The following is a 15,578-nucleotide window of genomic DNA, read 5'->3' as shown; positions in this document are numbered from 1 at the left end:
GACTTGAAATGGAAATAACGAAAGAATGGCGAGAACATTTTAAACAACTACGCGCTTTTGATGAAGCAATCTCTCTCTTATATTGGGATATGCGCACTCAGATGCCGGAACAATCGGCACCTTTACGTGCGGAGACGATTGGTTATTTGTCGACCGAGGCGTTCAAACGGCAAACAAGTGAATCATTTGCCTCACTGCTCGAGCGCATGTCAGATGAGGAGGGGCTCTCTGATGTTGAAGCACGTTCACTTGCTGTCGCAAAGACGCAATACGAGCGTAACGCCAAAATCCCACATGACGAGTATCAAGCCTATGTGACACTTGTGTCCGAGGCGGAAACAGCATGGGAAAAAGCGAAGGAACAGGACGATTGGGACATGTTCGCTCCGTACTTAAAGAAAATCATCGGTTTCCAGCAAACATTTGCGGAATATTTCGGTTATGAGAAGCATCCGTACGACGCACTCCTTTATGATTTCGAACCCGGCATGACGGTCGAACTGTTAGATGAATTGTTCGCCTCACTCCGAGATGAACTGGTGCCATTGATTCAACAGCTTCCGAAAGAATCGCTATCCATGGATTGGTCGATGCCTGCGGACGTCCAAGAAAAAATTTGTCACGACTGGATGAACGTCGTCGCTTATGACTTGTCACGTGGTCGATTGGATGCGACCGTGCACCCGTTTGAGATTACAATCAACCGACGCGATGTCCGAATTACGACGAAATATGACGAAGCAGATTTCCGAAATGCTCTGTTTGGTACGATGCACGAAGCCGGACATGCGACCTATGAGCAACAAATTGACCCGATGCTCGATGAACTCGGACTTGGAGGAGGAGCATCGATGGGAATCCATGAATCGCAATCGCTCTTCTTTGAGAACTTCATCGGACGAAGTGAAGCGTTCCTACGTCGCGTCTATCCGCAACTTCAACAGTTGCATCCAGCATACGAGGACATCAGCTTTGATACTTTCTACCGTGGGGTGAATGAAGCTAAGCCGTCCCTCATTCGGATCGAGGCGGACGAATTGACTTACAGTCTCCATATCATCATCCGCTACGAACTTGAAAAGGCACTCATTCAAGGGACGCTATCCGTCGATGAGCTTCCGGCCGCGTGGAATGAAAAGTATAAGGAATATCTCGGGCTCGATGTTCCGTCGAATGCCAAAGGAGTTCTTCAAGATGTGCACTGGGCAGGTGGATCATTCGGATACTTCCCAAGCTATGCGCTCGGTTTGATTTATGCGGCTCAATTGACGGAGACGTTAAAAGCGGATCTCCCTGAGTTTGAAACGTTGATTCAAGACGGTGAAATCGAACCAGTCAAAGCTTGGTTGCAAGAACATGTCCATCAATACGGGAAGCGTCTCACACCGAACGAACTCATTCATAAAGTGACAGGTCAAGAAATCTCAGTACAGCCTCTTCTTCGCTATTTGACGAAGAAATATCAGACCGTCTCCAAATGAAGCGATTCGCACACCGAGGCGTGATGGCACACCTCCCGGAAAATACGATGTCTGCCTTCAACCTCGCACTTGAGGCAGGCGCAGATGGGATTGAGACGGATGTGCATATGACGAAAGATGGCGAACTCATTCTCATTCATGATGAAACGTTAAATCGAACGACAGATGGAAACGGTCTAGTTTCCGCCTGTACCATTGATGAATTGAGAGCATTCAATGCGGGAATCCGTCATGGTCGTGAGGATAAAATCCCGACACTTCAAGATTTATTGAAGCTTGTCCAAGACAAATCGGTTCTATTGAACCTTGAAGTGAAGACGGATGTCCTTCGGTATGAGGGAATCGAAACAAAGATCATCAATGCCATCGATGCAAGTGGGATTGAACCGTCTCGCATTTTGTTTTCCTCATTCAATCATGAGACCATTCATCGTTTAAAGAGGATGCGACCAGAAATCGAAGCGGCCATCTTGATTGCACAACCACTCTTTGACATGGTCGGCTATCTGAGAGCAGTCGGTGCCGATGGGGTCCATCCTCACATCGACCGCATCACGGATGCTGAAATCAAATGGTTGCAACAGAATGGTGTACCTGTCAGACCCTATACGATTAAGACGGATGCTCAACTCGAGCGTTGCCGAGCGTTACAAGTCGATGCCATTTTCGTCAATGACGTCGAGTGGTCAAGAAAAACCCTTTAGTTGCAGACTAAAGGGTTTTATATATTTTTTAGTAGGGAACTTCCTATATTGTAAAGGGAGCGCTTTCAATCGTGAGCATATCGGAGCACATTCACGGCATAGTGTTCCCTTTACGTCACTGTCGGATTGTCTTAAGTTTAAGATGTCACCGAGCTACATAGCAATCAGATGTAGCACACCATGTAGCACTGCATCACATTTGTTGTATGCACGTCGTAGGTTACCGTAGAAAAAAGGAGGAAATTTCACATGAAGAAGTTGATGTCTTTACTGGGTACTCTAGCACTGGCTTTCGCTTTCGTCTTACCGGTTAGTGCCGATGGACACGAAAACGCGATGGTCCGTGTGCTACATGCTTCACCTGATGCACCGGCAGTTGACGTGTATGTGGATGGGGAAGTCGCGGTCGAGGGAGCCGAATTCAAAGATCTCACAGACTATTTGACACTTCCTGCAGGGGATTACAACGTTGAAATCAAGCCGGCAGGGGATGCAGAAACAGTCGTTGTCGCAGCAGACCTTTCAATCGAAGCAGGCAAATATTATACAGCGGCTGCGATTGGTCAGCTTGAGAACATCGAAATCGCTGCAATGGAAGACGATGCAAATTTTGAAGACGGTAAATCGAAAGTTCGTGTCGCTCACTTCGCACCAGATGCACCAGCGGTTGATGTCGCACCTAAAGGTGGCGACCCACTCTTCTCAAACCTCGAGTTCAAAGCAGTAAGTGATTATGGCACACTCGATGCGGGGACGTATGACCTTGAAGTGCGTCCGGCTGGAGCGACTGATGTCGTGAAAGCACTTGACGGTGTCGCACTCGAAGGTGGCAAAAACTATACAGCATTCGCAATCGGACTCCTTGAAGGAGAACCAGCGTTTGAAGTCCTTCTCGCCGCTGACGGTGGAGAAATGGCGATGGCACCTGAGACAGGGCAAGGTGGACTCGCACAGACGGCATCAATTAACTGGTTGCTCGCGGCAGCGGTAGTTGGAGCGGCAGCGGCTGGTTTCTACGTCTTTCGTCGTCAGAAGCAAGACGCTTAAACTTCTCTTTATAGGAGGTCTCCTATTTCTTATCTTTGACTCACATGCAGACGCTCCAGACAAAACCTTTGTCATGCCGAAGGCTGATTTTGCAGAACCTCTCGTATTGACATCAAAACAGATTGATCGACAGTCGTTTCACACGAATCGATTCGTCCCATCCCGACTGATTATTCCATCGATTTCCGTCGAGGCATCGATCGAAGCGGTCGGGAAGGACGAGGTCGGTCGAATGGACACCCCGTCCGAAGTGGACAAGGTCGGGTGGTATCAATATGGAGCGAAAGCAGGAGAGATGGGAAATGTGGTGTTATCCGGTCATCTCGATGATCTGAACGGTCCAGCCATCTTTGCGAAGTTAAATCAACTTCCAATTGGAGAAGTGGTGACCCTCCAACGGAAAGATCAAATCGCAACGTATGAAGTGGTCAGTGTCAACCAATATCGAGTAGATCAAGTGCCGCTCGCATCGATCTTTGCGGCCACACAGGCAAGTCGGGTTCAATTGATTACATGCGCAGGACCTTATGATGAAAATCTGGGGTATCTCGATCGTATCGTGGTCACGGCCCATTTAGTTGAATCGAATTAAAAGGAGATGCGACCATAAGGTCCGCATCTCCTTTTTTGTATGAGTCAAGCATCCATTCGATCTAATAATTTCGAAAGTAAAATGAGTTCGTCATCAGAAAAATCATGGAAGACATCCATCAAATATTCGATCTTCATGTCTTCAAGTGTCTCAAATAATGCACGACCTTCATCTGTCGCTTGAAGTTCGACGACACGACGATCACGCTCGCTACGTTCGCGAGAGATCAATCCTTTTTTCGTCAACTCGTCAGCAAGTGCCGTGATCATCGAAGCCGAGAATTGAAACTCGTTCGACAAAGCAGAGGCGATTTGAGGACTTTGTTGGCATAGAGAACGTAGGATGAAGAATTCATTACGGGTTAGATATTGTGAGAACATCGAACGGAGATTTTTTTTCACTCCGCGATAGTTCATTCGGATTCCACGTTCAGCATCAGCGACGAGCTGACGACGTGAAGCCGTCTGTACAGGTGTTGTCATCCTCGAAACTACCTCCTGGCAAAATATTATTCATATATACTTCAGAACATAAAAACATTCTACATCAAAAACATGTTGTCTGTAAAGTTATAGAGGCTCATCTTTCGTCCGAATTTGTTGGATGATATCTTCATAATGTTTCAGGTCGGGATAGAAGCGTCTAAAGAAAAATTCAATTTGAGGATCATCGCCTTCCGCCAATAGTTTCGCAAGGACTGCATAGACAACCCCCATCCCTTGTCTTGGTAACAAAGAGGACGGTAAATGCAATGCGCATTCAATGGCACTCGTGAAATACATAGAGAGCGTGTCATTCAAATCTTTGAACGTTCGAATATCGGCGTAGTGAAACATTCTCGTCAATTCAACGATGGCCGAGAGATCGGTCTCAAGCAGCCATTCGCTCTGGAAAATAGCATTGTCTAGTTTTTCAACAGTTTGATCGTTCGCGATGTAATAATTCAAGTTATCTCGCGTGATTGTCACTTTTTCAGGGGAATCAAGAATTTGTTCGACCGTTTCTTGTTCGAACGTCCGCAATTGTTTTCGGATGTTAACGAACTCAGAGTCGGCAATCTCCAAAAGACCAGCGACCCGGCTGAAACTTCGTTTGATTTCCGGTGGGACGGCATTCGGGTTTTTGTATCCGAGGTCATGTTCGATTTCTGCCCAAGCATGCTGTAAAATCGAGCGGACTTGTATTTCTGCCTCCTTTTCAGCAAATCGGCGATATTCTCCAAGCGCTAGTCGTTTCTCGCTCAGCTCTACCACGTAGTGCACGGAAAGATAACCGAATTCATTGGCATCTAGTAATGTCGACTTGTCAATGGACTGTTCACGGTCGATGGTGAACTCGTCCTCTAATATTTGTGCGACGGCCCGTACGTCATCATGGAAATACGTCACAATCCGAATCCCTGCTAAATCCTGGACATCGCGTAACGAGCGATACTGGTATGGTTTTCGTGATAGCTTAGCATACAGGCTGTCCGCTTCCTTGGCACGTGCGACAATTGAATGAAATTGGATTCCGGCTTCCGTCAACAGTTCACTGAGGAGTGCTTTCAGCTTTGTGGCAAACGCCTCGAAATCTTCTTTTTCATTCAAGTATTCAAGCATGATTGTATTCAAGTCTTGTTTCGGCACGGAAATCACTCCTTTTCTCTAACTTTAGTATATCATCATCATTCTGAAACGATATGATAGCATGGAAGCGTCACAGAAATGAAAGGGGATGGAATGAATGCATACGTTCCGATCAGGTGAAAGAGAGAAAGTTGAAATCATTGCGGGGTTACTGCAACAAGCAGGGTATCGTATATCTCGAATTCGGGAAGTAGAGAACAAGTTCGTCGTCACCGCTCGATTAGAGGGGAGATCAATGATTGAAGGGGAGCGAGAGCGAATCAAAGGAATCGTGGAGCACTTCGGGATCGAAGAATGGACGCACGAATAAACTTCAAACAATCATGTTTATCTGCTCATTTTCGGGGAATAATAAAAACAATGAAATAATTGTGAACGTATAGGAGGATGGGCATGTTAGAGACGAGAGTAGTGAATGATATGACGACTGTGGACCACGAGGTGAATGAGATGGTCTCGGGCGGCTGTGTGAACGAACATATTTATTTATTTGCGAAAGATGAAGAATTGACGGTTCGTTTGGCCGCAGAGGCCGGCGTCCAGCCATATCGTATCCCGGAGAAAGGGATGTTCGAGTCGTTGTTATCTAAGTTCACGAGCAACTCAGATGACCGAATGGAACAAATGGAGAGCCTCGGACTCACGAAAGAAATGGTCGAATCCCTCGAACATGAAATTAAAGACGGAAAAATCGTTTTAGTTTGTGATAAATGAAAATGGACCGGCAACCCCGGTCCATTTTTTATTTTGTCTGATAATAGGCATTCACGATACGGCGTAACGACTGGTGATCGAGTCGAAGTGGGGAAAAACCGGCATCTCGTAATAACTGTTTCGTGTTCTCGTCATGGAAGGTGATGTTTCGATTCAAATAAGGATTGAACACTTTCACCATCTCGTTAAACGATTGTTCAACTGAACTGAGTGTCGTAGCCGGTGTCTCCGTAATCGTCAGATGTGGGAATGATAATGAGTCTTTCATATAATCAAGCATCGTCTTGTTTTGTGGTGGTGCATCGTTCGTCACGTTGTAGATGGTGCTCGCCTTTGCGTGCTCGATGGCGGCCAATAAGACGTCCGCAACATAATCGACAGGGACGAGGTTTGAAGTGCCTGTCGCGGACCCGATCAGCCGTATCGTGTCAAGGTCATGACCACGACGCTCTAACTTACGTTTGAACAATTCAAGGGCTTTCATATAGCCGTACATCGTGAATTTCGAATCCGCTTCACCCGTCTTAGAGTCCCCGACGATGATGGCTGGTCGGAAGATTGACACGTCAAACTCATCTCGCATCTGCCAGACGGCTTGTTCGGCGTAGGCCTTGCTCTCTTCATACGGATTTAAAAACGATTGTGAGACATCGTAAAGTGTTTCGCCACCGACTTCTTTAGCACCGAGTGTATAGGCGGTACTCACATGGAAAAATCTCTGGCAATCAACCGCCTGAGCCAATCGAAGAGCCTCTTTCGTTCCGGTCAAGTTCGTCTCAAACAATTCTTTGCGGAGTCCTTCATCAAATTTGACGAGTGCCGCCATGTGAAGGAATAAATCAATCTTCCCAGAATGTGTATCGATGAAGCGCTCATCCGCACCAAGCGCTTCTGCTGTCAAATCCCCTGATAAAACGTCAATTGATTCACGTTCTTTCTTAGTGAATTGAGCCTTTACTTTCTCAGGTGTCCGGGCAAGCATGCAGATCCGATGCCCTCGTTGAATCAACTCTTTGGCGAGACGTCCTCCTAAAAATCCAGTTCCACCAGTCATAAAAATATACAATCGCGTTCTCCCTCTCTATCGCATTCTTCATCCATCATACCAAGTCTCGTGTGATGTAGCCACTTCACCTCTTTTGAAATTCCATGTTTAGAAAAAATAGAAGTCGGTTATCAACTATAGAGAAGCGTACAAAAGGTGCGTAACGACAGCTTGCCTGTCAAATCCATTGAAGTGAGGTTTTAAAGAATCATGGCAAATCTATTCGGAACAGACAAGGATGACGTAGCAAAGAAGCAACAAGAGATTGAGAAAACGGTACAAGAGAAAGGCATCACCCAAATCCATCTTTACTTTTCAGATGTACTCGGTGACTTGAAACTCTTGACCCTTTCGGCAAAATTGTTGCCAGAGGTATTTGAAGGAAAAACGATGTTTGATGGCTCTTCCATCAACGGATTCTCTTCCATCAAAAACTCTGACTTATTCTTGAGACCGGATTTAGATCGTCCACGGTATGAGCAAGATGGGGATGAACAGATTTTAGCGTTCTTCTGTGACGTATGTACACCGGAAGGAGAGCGTTACGAATACGACCCACGAAATGTATTGAAAGAGGCCCTTGAACGTGCTGCTCGTGATGGGTACTCGGTATTTGTCGGAGCGGAGCCTGAATTCTTCATCTTTGATGAGAATGGGGAATTTTATGACGAGGCTGGATACTTTTCAACCCGTTCAGAGGACAAGGGTTATGAAGTCCGACAGCATATCGCAAACCGCTTGAGCAATGTTGGGTTCAACATCGAGGCCGTACACCATGAGGTCGCGCCTGCACAACATGAAATCGGCATCAAATATGACGATGCTCTCCATACAGCAGATAACATCCAGTTCTTTAAGGAAATCGTTAAAATCGCAGCAAAAGAAAAAGGAGCTTCCGTTTCCTTCTTGCCGAAACCGTTGCGTGATGTGAACGGATCTGGAATGCATCTCAACATCTCGGTATGGAAGAACGACGACGCTGGGAATGCGACGAACAACGCATTTGATGAGGCTGATGCAGATTATGGTTTGTCGAAAACGGCACGTCACTTCATTGAAGGAATCTTGAAGCATGCTCGCGCGACCGCCATCTTCACGAATCCACTACCTGAATCATATGAGCGGCTCGTGCCAGGATTTGAGGCACCGGTCAATATTTGTTGGAGCCCATCGAACCGTAGTTCGATGATTCGTATCCCGGCATCCCGTGGAAGTGCGACACGCGTCGAAGTTCGAAATCCTGACCCGAGTGCGAACCCTTATTTAGCACTCGCCGCCCTCATCTATGCAGGTCTTGAGGGAATCGAACAACAACTCGTCCCATCTTCACCGAATGAAGACGACTTATTCGAGTACTCGGCGAAACAAATTGAAAGTCAAGGAATCGCTTCACTTCCAGCGACATTCCATGAATCGATTCAGTCACTGAAACAAGACAATTTCCATGATTACTTTAACCACAATATGATTGATCGTTACTTGTCACTCATTCAAGTACGAAAATAAAAAGAAGCCAGCCGAATTGAATCGGCTGGCTTCTTTATTAGATTAATGAATTCCACGCATATACACTTTGATCTTCGGTGCAAGTGCGAAGAGAATCAAACTTAAGACGATGGCAGCACCACCGATCATCCCGAAATAAAGCATCTCATTCTCTGGTGAATAGAACTTGACGAGTTGCGCGTTGATTCCTTGTGCGGCAGCATTCGACAAGAACCAGAGTGACATCGTTTGAGCAGAGAATGCAGCTGGTGCAAGCTTTGTCGTTGCCGACAATCCGACCGGAGACAAGCTCAACTCACCCAAGACGACGATGAAGTAGCTCAATACGAGCCAGAGCGGATTGACGAGGGCATCAGGTCCACTAAAGTAGGCAGGAAGCAGGATGACCAAGAAACTGATTCCGGCAAATAAAATCCCGAATGCGAATTTCGTCGGAATGCTCGGCTCACGATCACCGAGCTTAACCCATAGCCAAGCAAAGACCGGGGCAAGCATGATGATGAAGAGGGGGTTCAATGACTGGAACCAAGCCGGCGACAACGTGAAGCCGAAGAACTCGAGATCGGTCCGTGTATCCGCATAGCTCGCAAGGATTGTCGCCCCTTGCTCCTGGATGGCCCAAAACATGACCGATGCGATGAACAATGGGATGTACGCGATGATTCGCGAGCGTTCCACTTCTGTCGTCTTCGGACTACGATACATGATGATGAAGTAAGCCGTCGGAATCGCAATCCCGAACACCCCGACCAACGTAATGAAGGTGTTGATTGTGAACCATCCGATTGGAATCAAGATGGCAAGTAAGATGGCGATGGCAATGGTAACGATACTGACGACTTTGATTGTCTTTTTCTTTTCGTCAGGCGTCAATGGGTTTGGTACATATGAACCTGCCAAGCCAAGGTTCGTCTTACGCGTCATCACAAAGACGACGAGACCGATGAACATCCCAATGGCAGCAAGGGCGAAGCCCCAATGGAAACCATAGTCTTTTTGCACTTGACCGACGATGAGTGGTGAAATAAATGCACCCAAGTTAATTCCCATATAGAAGATACTGAATCCAGCGTCACGACGGCGGTCCGTCTCACTGTACATATCCCCAACAATGCTTGATACGTTCGGTTTAAGCAACCCGGTACCGATGACAATCAATGCCATCGAGATGAACAAGAACACGACACTCCCTGGAATGGAGAGCACGATATGCCCGAGCATGATGAACACACCACCGAAGAATACGGCCCGTGATGTCCCGAATATCCGGTCCGCAAGCCATCCCCCAATGACCCCAGACATATAGACGAGCGCTCCGTAAACGGACATGATGGAGAGTGCGACGTTTCGGTCAAGCCCTAGTCCACCTTCGGAAACCTCATAATACATATAGAATACGAGAATAGCCCGCATGCCATAGTATGAGAAACGTTCCCAAAACTCTGTAAAGAACAATGTGAACAACCCTTTCGGTTGTCCTAAAAACCCTTTTTGTGGAACACTATCCACGATTGTTTGTTTGTCGATCCTTTCCATGAAAGATCCCTCCTTAACCGTTTTATCATAAAAAGGATTGTTATGATTGTAAAGTGAATTGAATGATAATTTCAAATTTTAATACAGTTGAAAAGAACGAAAAGACCACACTTCCGTAAACATAGAGTGTGGTCCAAAAGTGACTACGCCGACTTCTGTTTCGCTTCCGTCGCTTGAACATGACGTCCGAGTTGCCAATAGATGATTCCTGAGAGGCAGCTCGCGCAGCCGATCAGAATCAATGCGATGTGTCCTGCGCGATTATCAAAAAAGATACTTGCGATAATCGGAGCCGTGACACCACCAATCAACCATTGGATGCTCGCAGCCCCGTTATAGGCACCACGCATATTTTCTGGTGCAATCAAAGCGATGAACGTTTGTTGTACGGGAGACATGATCATTTCGCCGAGCGTATAGAAAGCGTAAACGACTAGTAATACTGTGACGAGTGGTACGTATGGCGTGTCGAGCGCGTATAATAGTCGCGGCACGATCGCGATCAACATCATCCCGACCCCGAATACCGTTGCTCCAGCCAACATGACTTTTCCAAACGGTTTGTTCCCAAGTTTTGATGCGATCGGGAACTGAAGAAGGACGACCATGATTCCGTTCAGTGCCAATAAATACGGGAATGGATTCTGTTGCGCTGTGTACGTTGGAAGCGACTCTTTCAAAAAGAGCGGTAACATACTCTCGACGACAGAGAATCCCATTGATATGAATATACCCGCAAAGATAAAGATGAGAAACACGCGATCATTATAAAATACGCGCAATACTTCTCGATTACTTGGCGTCTCTTCTTCTGTGCTCTCAGGTAGTGATTCATGAATGAATGTCCCGAGGGCAAGTGCATATAATCCGAAAACAAATGCCGCTGCGAAAAAGATCAGTTCGCGGTCGATGAATAAGACGGCACTCCCAAGAAGAGGACCGAATGCAGCACCGATATTATGTCCCATCCGGAGGAGACCGAACGCTTCATTCATATGCTCAGGTTCTGTGACGTCAGCGACCATTGCACTAGCCGCAGGATGGAAGAGTGAGTTCGTCAAACCGAGCATGGCGTTCAATAAGAGTAGGGGCCAGAACGAGTCCGCGAATGCAAATCCAATCAATGCAAGCGCATCGCCGACAATCGCAATCATCATGATTGGTTTGCGTCCGTATATATCCGCGAGTCGCCCTCCGATGATGGATCCAAGGAGGGCCATGATTGGACCGGTTGCCATAATGATTCCGACTTGAAGGTAACTATCCAACTGGTCGCTATAATATAAGACGAGGAACGGGGCAATCATGAACATCATAATCCCTGTGATGGTTTCACCAGAGAAACGAATCCAAATGTTGCGATCTAATCGTTTGAGTGATTGAAACATAAAAGTCACCTGCTTTATTTAATTTTGATACACAAAAGGGACGTCATATGCATGAAGGCATACGACGTCCCACGTTGTTTATGCATGCCTCGATAGGCAGGCGTCTTAGATATGAATCAATCGAAGAGGTGCCTGCCAATCAGTATGAACTTGAGTGAATGGTTTCGAAGATACAACTGACATGGGAACCTCTCCTTTCTATTGTTTGTTAATCTTCACTTCAACTGTATGACACATTTATTCAATATGTCAACTAAATTGTGAAGGGGATCAAAGTAACTCGTTTAAATTTTTTCGATTGAGTCGATAATCGATTAACCGAGATAAAACGACTTGAATCATGGCCGTGATGGGAACGCTCACAAACATTCCGATGAGACCGAACAAGCTGCCCCCGATGATGATTGAGGTAATGACCCAAAATGGCGTGATGCCGACGCTGTCTCCTAAAATCTTTGGACCGAGCCACAGTCCATCGAATTGTTGTAGCAGGAAGATGAATAGGAGCACGAGCAACGCCGTGAACGGGTCGTAAAAATAGGTGATGATGAACGCCGGAATCATTCCAAGAAGTGGACCGACATACGGAATGAAGTTTAAGACACCGACAATGACCCCAAGCAATAAGGCGTATGGCGCACCAATCAGTAAAAGTCCGATGACAGCCAGCACACCGATGATCAGACAGTCAAGAGACTTCCCGATGATGTACCGTTTAAAGATGTAATCCATCTCTTGAAAAATATCGATGGTAGTCTTAGCAGTACCGACTGGCAGCAACGCATAGAGAAGGCGCTTGAACATACGGGCAAAGACTTCTTTATCTTTCAATAAATAAATCGAGATCACAATCCCGATCAAGAAGTTAATCAAGGTCATTGTGAAGCTGGAGACATAACTGACAGATGAAAGTACAGCTGTCTCGACCCAACCCGAGTAGCGTGCTTCGAATTGAGCAAAATCAATCGCTTTGGCGATGGTCGCATTATAATCTTTCAAATAATTGTTCACGTCTCCAAGAAATGCATCGATTTGTCGAATGTAGACCGGTAGTTCTTCGATCAATGATGCGAGACTCGAGTAAATCCGCGGGAACAACGTGACGACGGAAATCGCGAGGATTCCGATAAATGTGATATAGACGATGAGTAGTCCTTGATACCGCTTCAAGTGGAACCGTTCTTCAATATAAGAGAGTACGGTGTTGAGTAACAAGGCGATGGCAATCCCCATGATGATAGGGGTCAGTAACTGAAACGTGTATTGTAAGACACGTGAAATGGTATCCGGTTCACTGATGACACGCCATAAGACGAGTAAGATCAGCCCGATGACACTCAGCTTCCAAATAAGTTGACGATTAAGCTCCAATGCTCTATCCCCTCATACAAATATAATTTTTCTACTCTTTTACTATGAATGTTTTTTGAAAAGGATTCAATAGATGTTCACCTTGAAAAAAATGTTTGACACCGTTGGGAATGTCTGGTTAACTTAGGGACATACAAAAATTACATAACGAATGACACTTTCTATCAAGAGAAGCGGAGGGACTGGCCCGATGAAGCTTCAGCAACAGATTGCAAAATACTGTGCTAATTCCAGCAAGGTGACCTTGAGAGATGGAAAGGTGGTTGACTACATACGTCTGTATCGAGCACCCCTTTCCTCAGAAAGGGGTGTTTTTTCGTAATAGGAGGACCCATTATGGCAGACAGACGTTCCAAGTTATTAAAATCATTACCGACACAACACTTCGTCGGCTTAGCAGAGGAAGTCGCGGCAGTAGAAGCGAGTGGCAAGACCGTCATCCGACTCGGACAAGGCACCCCCGACTTACCAACGCCAGCTACAATCTGTGAGGCGCTTGAACGAGCATTGACTGACCCGTCGACACATCAATACGGACCGTTCCGAGGGCAGGCTCGACTGAAAGAAGCAGTGGCCGCATTTTATCACCGGGAATACGGAGTCGACCTCGACCCGGCGCGAGAAGTGGCCATCTTGATTGGCAGCAAATCGGGTCTCATCACGTTGCCCCAATGTCTTCTTGAGCCGGGTGAAGGCATCTTGCTCCCGAACCCCGGCTATCCCGATTATATCTCGGGCGCGCGTCTCGCGGGAGCGGACATCATCGATTTGACGTTGAAGGAAGAACACGGCTATCTCCCGGATTACGCCACGCTCGATCCGCTTCATGCTCGACTCATGTATTTGAACTACCCGAGCAATCCGACCGGCGCCGTCGCGACGCCGGCATTCTTTGAGGAGACGGTTGAATTCGCAACAAAACATGATCTGATGGTCGTGCACGACTTTGCATACGGGAGCATAGGCTTTGATGGGCATGTCCCGCCAAGTTTTCTCCAAGCAGAAGGGGCAAAAGAAATCGGGATCGAGGTGTATACGATGTCGAAGGCGTTCAACATGTCGGGATGGCGTGTCGCGTTCGCAGTCGGGAACGCAGATATCATCGAGGCGATCAATACGTATCAAGATCATGTCCACGTCTCTGTGTTCTCTGCCATTCAAGAAGCAGCGATCGTGGCGTTAGAATCCCCGCGTGAATTACGTGACGACTTAGCCTCACTTTATGAAACAAGACGAAACCGATTGATTGACGGGTTACGCCGCGCAGGGTGGGCGATTGAGGCACCGAAAGGTTCTTTCTTCGTATGGGCGAAAGTTCCTGAGGGTGATGCGAAATCATTCTCGACAAAGTTACTACACGAGGCGGGCGTCGCCGTCACACCGGGTTACTTTTTTGGAACGGAGGGGGAGCATCACATCCGCTTTGGCCTCGTGTCGTCTGAACAGAAGATTGATGAAGCGGTAGAACGGATTGAGAGACTGTTTGCAGCCTATGAGGAGGTGCATTTGTGATTCGTCAGGCCGTGCTCGAATATGACCACTCGAATGATGCTCTCGATGACCTTCATACGTTGATTGGCAACCGGGAGGCACTCGTTTTGAAAGGATTGAACGGATACGGTGAAGCGATTCGCGTGTCCCCTCGTTTAGCAGAAATTCCGAGCATACGATTTAAGGGGGAATGTTCAGACGAAGAAGTCGAACGACTAAAAGCGCATCGACCTGACGTCTGGATTGCCGTCGGTGGTGGTAAATTGATTGATACGGCGAAGCGGATTGCATTCATCCAGTCGGTTCCGCTCATCATCGTTCCGACACTTGTGTCAAACTGTGCCACGTTTACCCCGCTCAGCGTGATTTATGGTGAAGATGGTACATATTTACGGTACGATACGTTCCCCGTCGTCATCGAGCGCGTCATTGCGGACAGACGACTGTTACGCGATTCGCCATACGATTACTTCAGAGCCGGGGTGATTGACACGGTCGCGAAGTGGTTCGAGGCTCGATATATTAGCGGAACAACATCAAGAGATGCAGGGATTCACTCGGGGCTCTCACTTGCTGCACAATGCGGCGCGTTGATGGATTTGTCCATTCGTGAAGATGATTTCCGCCGTTACGACACGGACATCCGATTTATCGTCGATCATGTCCTCGCCATCGGTGGTGCCGTTGGTGGATTCGGTGATGCTGGCACCCGTGTCGCCGTCGCCCATGCGGTGCATAACGCACTCAGTCGTTTTGACTCGACGCATCACTGGTTGCACGGGGACAAGGTAGGCTTTGGGCTGATCGTTCAAGAACGAATGATCTCATCCGAAGATACATTATTTCTTGAAAAATGGCTTCAATCCATCGATGCACCGACCTCACTTACACAACTCGGCATTCACTTGGATCAAATCGATGAATTGACCGAATATGTCGTCGAGGAAATGACGATTCAAGGCATTCATAAGGTCGAAGATACCGACCGATTAAAAGAAATTTTAAGAAATCTAGAAGAAATTGTTTACAGATAATGCTTTTATCAGTAATATAATAACAAAATAATAGAACCGAT

The 15,578-nt window shown here is 46.9% G+C and carries 15 protein-coding genes and 1 riboswitch; of the genes, 9 read left to right on the top strand and 6 right to left on the bottom strand.

The features are described from left to right. The first annotated feature begins 8 nt into the window (after positions 1–8). The 4 genes from KNO66_RS04235 (at position 9) to KNO66_RS04220 (ending at position 3,824) form a co-directional block, all read left to right on the top strand. Positions 9–1,481: a carboxypeptidase M32 gene (locus KNO66_RS04235; protein WP_214740734.1), complete on the top strand. Its 1,473-nt coding sequence runs from the start codon at positions 9–11 to the stop codon at positions 1,479–1,481. Beyond that, a complete protein-coding gene (locus tag KNO66_RS04230) occupies positions 1,478–2,185 on the top strand; it encodes a glycerophosphodiester phosphodiesterase (RefSeq protein WP_214740732.1) in 708 nt (235 codons plus the stop codon). The genes KNO66_RS04235 and KNO66_RS04230 overlap by 4 nt, the downstream gene beginning before the upstream one ends. A 249-nt stretch (positions 2,186–2,434) precedes the next feature. Then, complete coding sequence (locus tag KNO66_RS04225; protein WP_214740730.1) at positions 2,435–3,232, top strand: DUF4397 domain-containing protein; 798 nt, start codon at positions 2,435–2,437, stop codon at positions 3,230–3,232. 73 nt (positions 3,233–3,305) lie between these two features. Further along, the gene (locus KNO66_RS04220; protein WP_214740728.1) at positions 3,306–3,824 is read left to right on the top strand and encodes a class F sortase; all 519 of its coding nucleotides are present in this window, start codon (positions 3,306–3,308) and stop codon (positions 3,822–3,824) included. 44 nt (positions 3,825–3,868) lie between these two features. Here KNO66_RS04220 and KNO66_RS04215 read toward each other — a convergent pair whose 3' ends face one another. Further along, positions 3,869–4,306 carry a MarR family winged helix-turn-helix transcriptional regulator gene (locus tag KNO66_RS04215; protein WP_214740726.1) on the bottom strand — a complete coding sequence of 146 codons (438 nt, stop codon included), beginning with the start codon at positions 4,304–4,306 and terminating at the stop codon, positions 3,869–3,871. 87 nt (positions 4,307–4,393) lie between these two features. Next, positions 4,394–5,452: a GTP pyrophosphokinase gene (locus KNO66_RS04210; RefSeq protein ID WP_353048537.1), complete on the bottom strand. Its 1,059-nt coding sequence runs from the start codon at positions 5,450–5,452 to the stop codon at positions 4,394–4,396. A 97-nt stretch (positions 5,453–5,549) separates the two neighbouring features. Between KNO66_RS04210 and KNO66_RS04205 the strand changes: the two genes are divergently transcribed. After that, a complete protein-coding gene (locus tag KNO66_RS04205; protein WP_214740724.1) occupies positions 5,550–5,762 on the top strand; it encodes a hypothetical protein in 213 nt (70 codons plus the stop codon). Between the two features lie 83 nt (positions 5,763–5,845). Then, positions 5,846–6,166, top strand: coding sequence for a YflT domain-containing protein (locus tag KNO66_RS04200; protein ID WP_214740722.1), 321 nt, complete (start codon positions 5,846–5,848; stop codon positions 6,164–6,166). Between the two features lie 28 nt (positions 6,167–6,194). On the opposite strand, the gene KNO66_RS04195 is transcribed toward KNO66_RS04200, so the two are convergent. Continuing rightward, a complete protein-coding gene (locus KNO66_RS04195; protein ID WP_214740720.1) occupies positions 6,195–7,232 on the bottom strand; it encodes an SDR family oxidoreductase in 1,038 nt (345 codons plus the stop codon). Between the two features lie 189 nt (positions 7,233–7,421). Here KNO66_RS04195 and KNO66_RS04190 point away from each other — a divergent pair, with 189 nt between their 5' ends. Continuing rightward, entirely contained in the window at positions 7,422–8,717 is a 1,296-nt protein-coding gene (locus KNO66_RS04190) for a glutamine synthetase family protein (RefSeq protein WP_214740718.1), read from the top strand. A gap of 42 nt (positions 8,718–8,759) precedes the next feature. Here KNO66_RS04190 and KNO66_RS04185 read toward each other — a convergent pair whose 3' ends face one another. From KNO66_RS04185 to KNO66_RS04175, 3 genes are all read right to left on the bottom strand, one after another. Further along, positions 8,760–10,253, bottom strand: coding sequence for a peptide MFS transporter (locus KNO66_RS04185; RefSeq protein WP_214740716.1), 1,494 nt, complete (start codon positions 10,251–10,253; stop codon positions 8,760–8,762). A 143-nt stretch (positions 10,254–10,396) separates the two neighbouring features. Continuing rightward, positions 10,397–11,641, bottom strand: coding sequence for an MDR family MFS transporter (locus KNO66_RS04180; RefSeq protein WP_214740714.1), 1,245 nt, complete (start codon positions 11,639–11,641; stop codon positions 10,397–10,399). 270 nt (positions 11,642–11,911) lie between these two features. After that, positions 11,912–13,012 (bottom strand): AI-2E family transporter, encoded by a 1,101-nt coding sequence (locus KNO66_RS04175; protein WP_214740712.1) that lies wholly within the window; start codon positions 13,010–13,012, stop codon positions 11,912–11,914. Between the two features lie 158 nt (positions 13,013–13,170). Next, positions 13,171–13,270: riboswitch (SAM riboswitch) on the top strand. Between the two features lie 78 nt (positions 13,271–13,348). Between KNO66_RS04175 and KNO66_RS04170 the strand changes: the two genes are divergently transcribed. Both KNO66_RS04170 and KNO66_RS04165 read left to right on the top strand, forming a co-directional pair. Next, positions 13,349–14,524: an aminotransferase class I/II-fold pyridoxal phosphate-dependent enzyme gene (locus KNO66_RS04170; protein ID WP_214740710.1), complete on the top strand. Its 1,176-nt coding sequence runs from the start codon at positions 13,349–13,351 to the stop codon at positions 14,522–14,524. Next, entirely contained in the window at positions 14,521–15,537 is a 1,017-nt protein-coding gene (locus KNO66_RS04165; protein ID WP_214740708.1) for an iron-containing alcohol dehydrogenase, read from the top strand. The genes KNO66_RS04170 and KNO66_RS04165 overlap by 4 nt, the downstream gene beginning before the upstream one ends. Positions 15,538–15,578: the final 41 nt, after the last annotated feature.

This window comes from Exiguobacterium sp. s48 (assembly GCF_018617395.1).
Taxonomy (GTDB): domain Bacteria; phylum Bacillota; class Bacilli; order Exiguobacteriales; family Exiguobacteriaceae; genus Exiguobacterium.
The sequence above is the reverse complement of the archived record's forward strand: the minus strand, read 5'-3'. Positions and strand labels throughout refer to the sequence as shown.

What these genes read in the sequence shown, in the direction of transcription:
- KNO66_RS04235 (WP_214740734.1), top strand. Translation starts at nt 9, where the DNA reads ATGGAAATAACGAAAGAATGGCGAGAACATTTTAAACAACTACGCGCT.
- KNO66_RS04230 (WP_214740732.1), top strand. Translation starts at nt 1,478, where the DNA reads ATGAAGCGATTCGCACACCGAGGCGTGATGGCACACCTCCCGGAAAAT.
- KNO66_RS04225 (WP_214740730.1), top strand. Translation starts at nt 2,435, where the DNA reads ATGAAGAAGTTGATGTCTTTACTGGGTACTCTAGCACTGGCTTTCGCT.
- KNO66_RS04220 (WP_214740728.1), top strand. Translation starts at nt 3,306, where the DNA reads ATGCCGAAGGCTGATTTTGCAGAACCTCTCGTATTGACATCAAAACAG.
- KNO66_RS04215 (WP_214740726.1), bottom strand. Translation starts at nt 4,306, where the DNA reads ATGACAACACCTGTACAGACGGCTTCACGTCGTCAGCTCGTCGCTGAT.
- KNO66_RS04205 (WP_214740724.1), top strand. Translation starts at nt 5,550, where the DNA reads ATGCATACGTTCCGATCAGGTGAAAGAGAGAAAGTTGAAATCATTGCG.
- KNO66_RS04200 (WP_214740722.1), top strand. Translation starts at nt 5,846, where the DNA reads ATGTTAGAGACGAGAGTAGTGAATGATATGACGACTGTGGACCACGAG.
- KNO66_RS04190 (WP_214740718.1), top strand. Translation starts at nt 7,422, where the DNA reads ATGGCAAATCTATTCGGAACAGACAAGGATGACGTAGCAAAGAAGCAA.
- KNO66_RS04185 (WP_214740716.1), bottom strand. Translation starts at nt 10,253, where the DNA reads ATGGAAAGGATCGACAAACAAACAATCGTGGATAGTGTTCCACAAAAA.
- KNO66_RS04180 (WP_214740714.1), bottom strand. Translation starts at nt 11,641, where the DNA reads ATGTTTCAATCACTCAAACGATTAGATCGCAACATTTGGATTCGTTTC.
- KNO66_RS04170 (WP_214740710.1), top strand. Translation starts at nt 13,349, where the DNA reads ATGGCAGACAGACGTTCCAAGTTATTAAAATCATTACCGACACAACAC.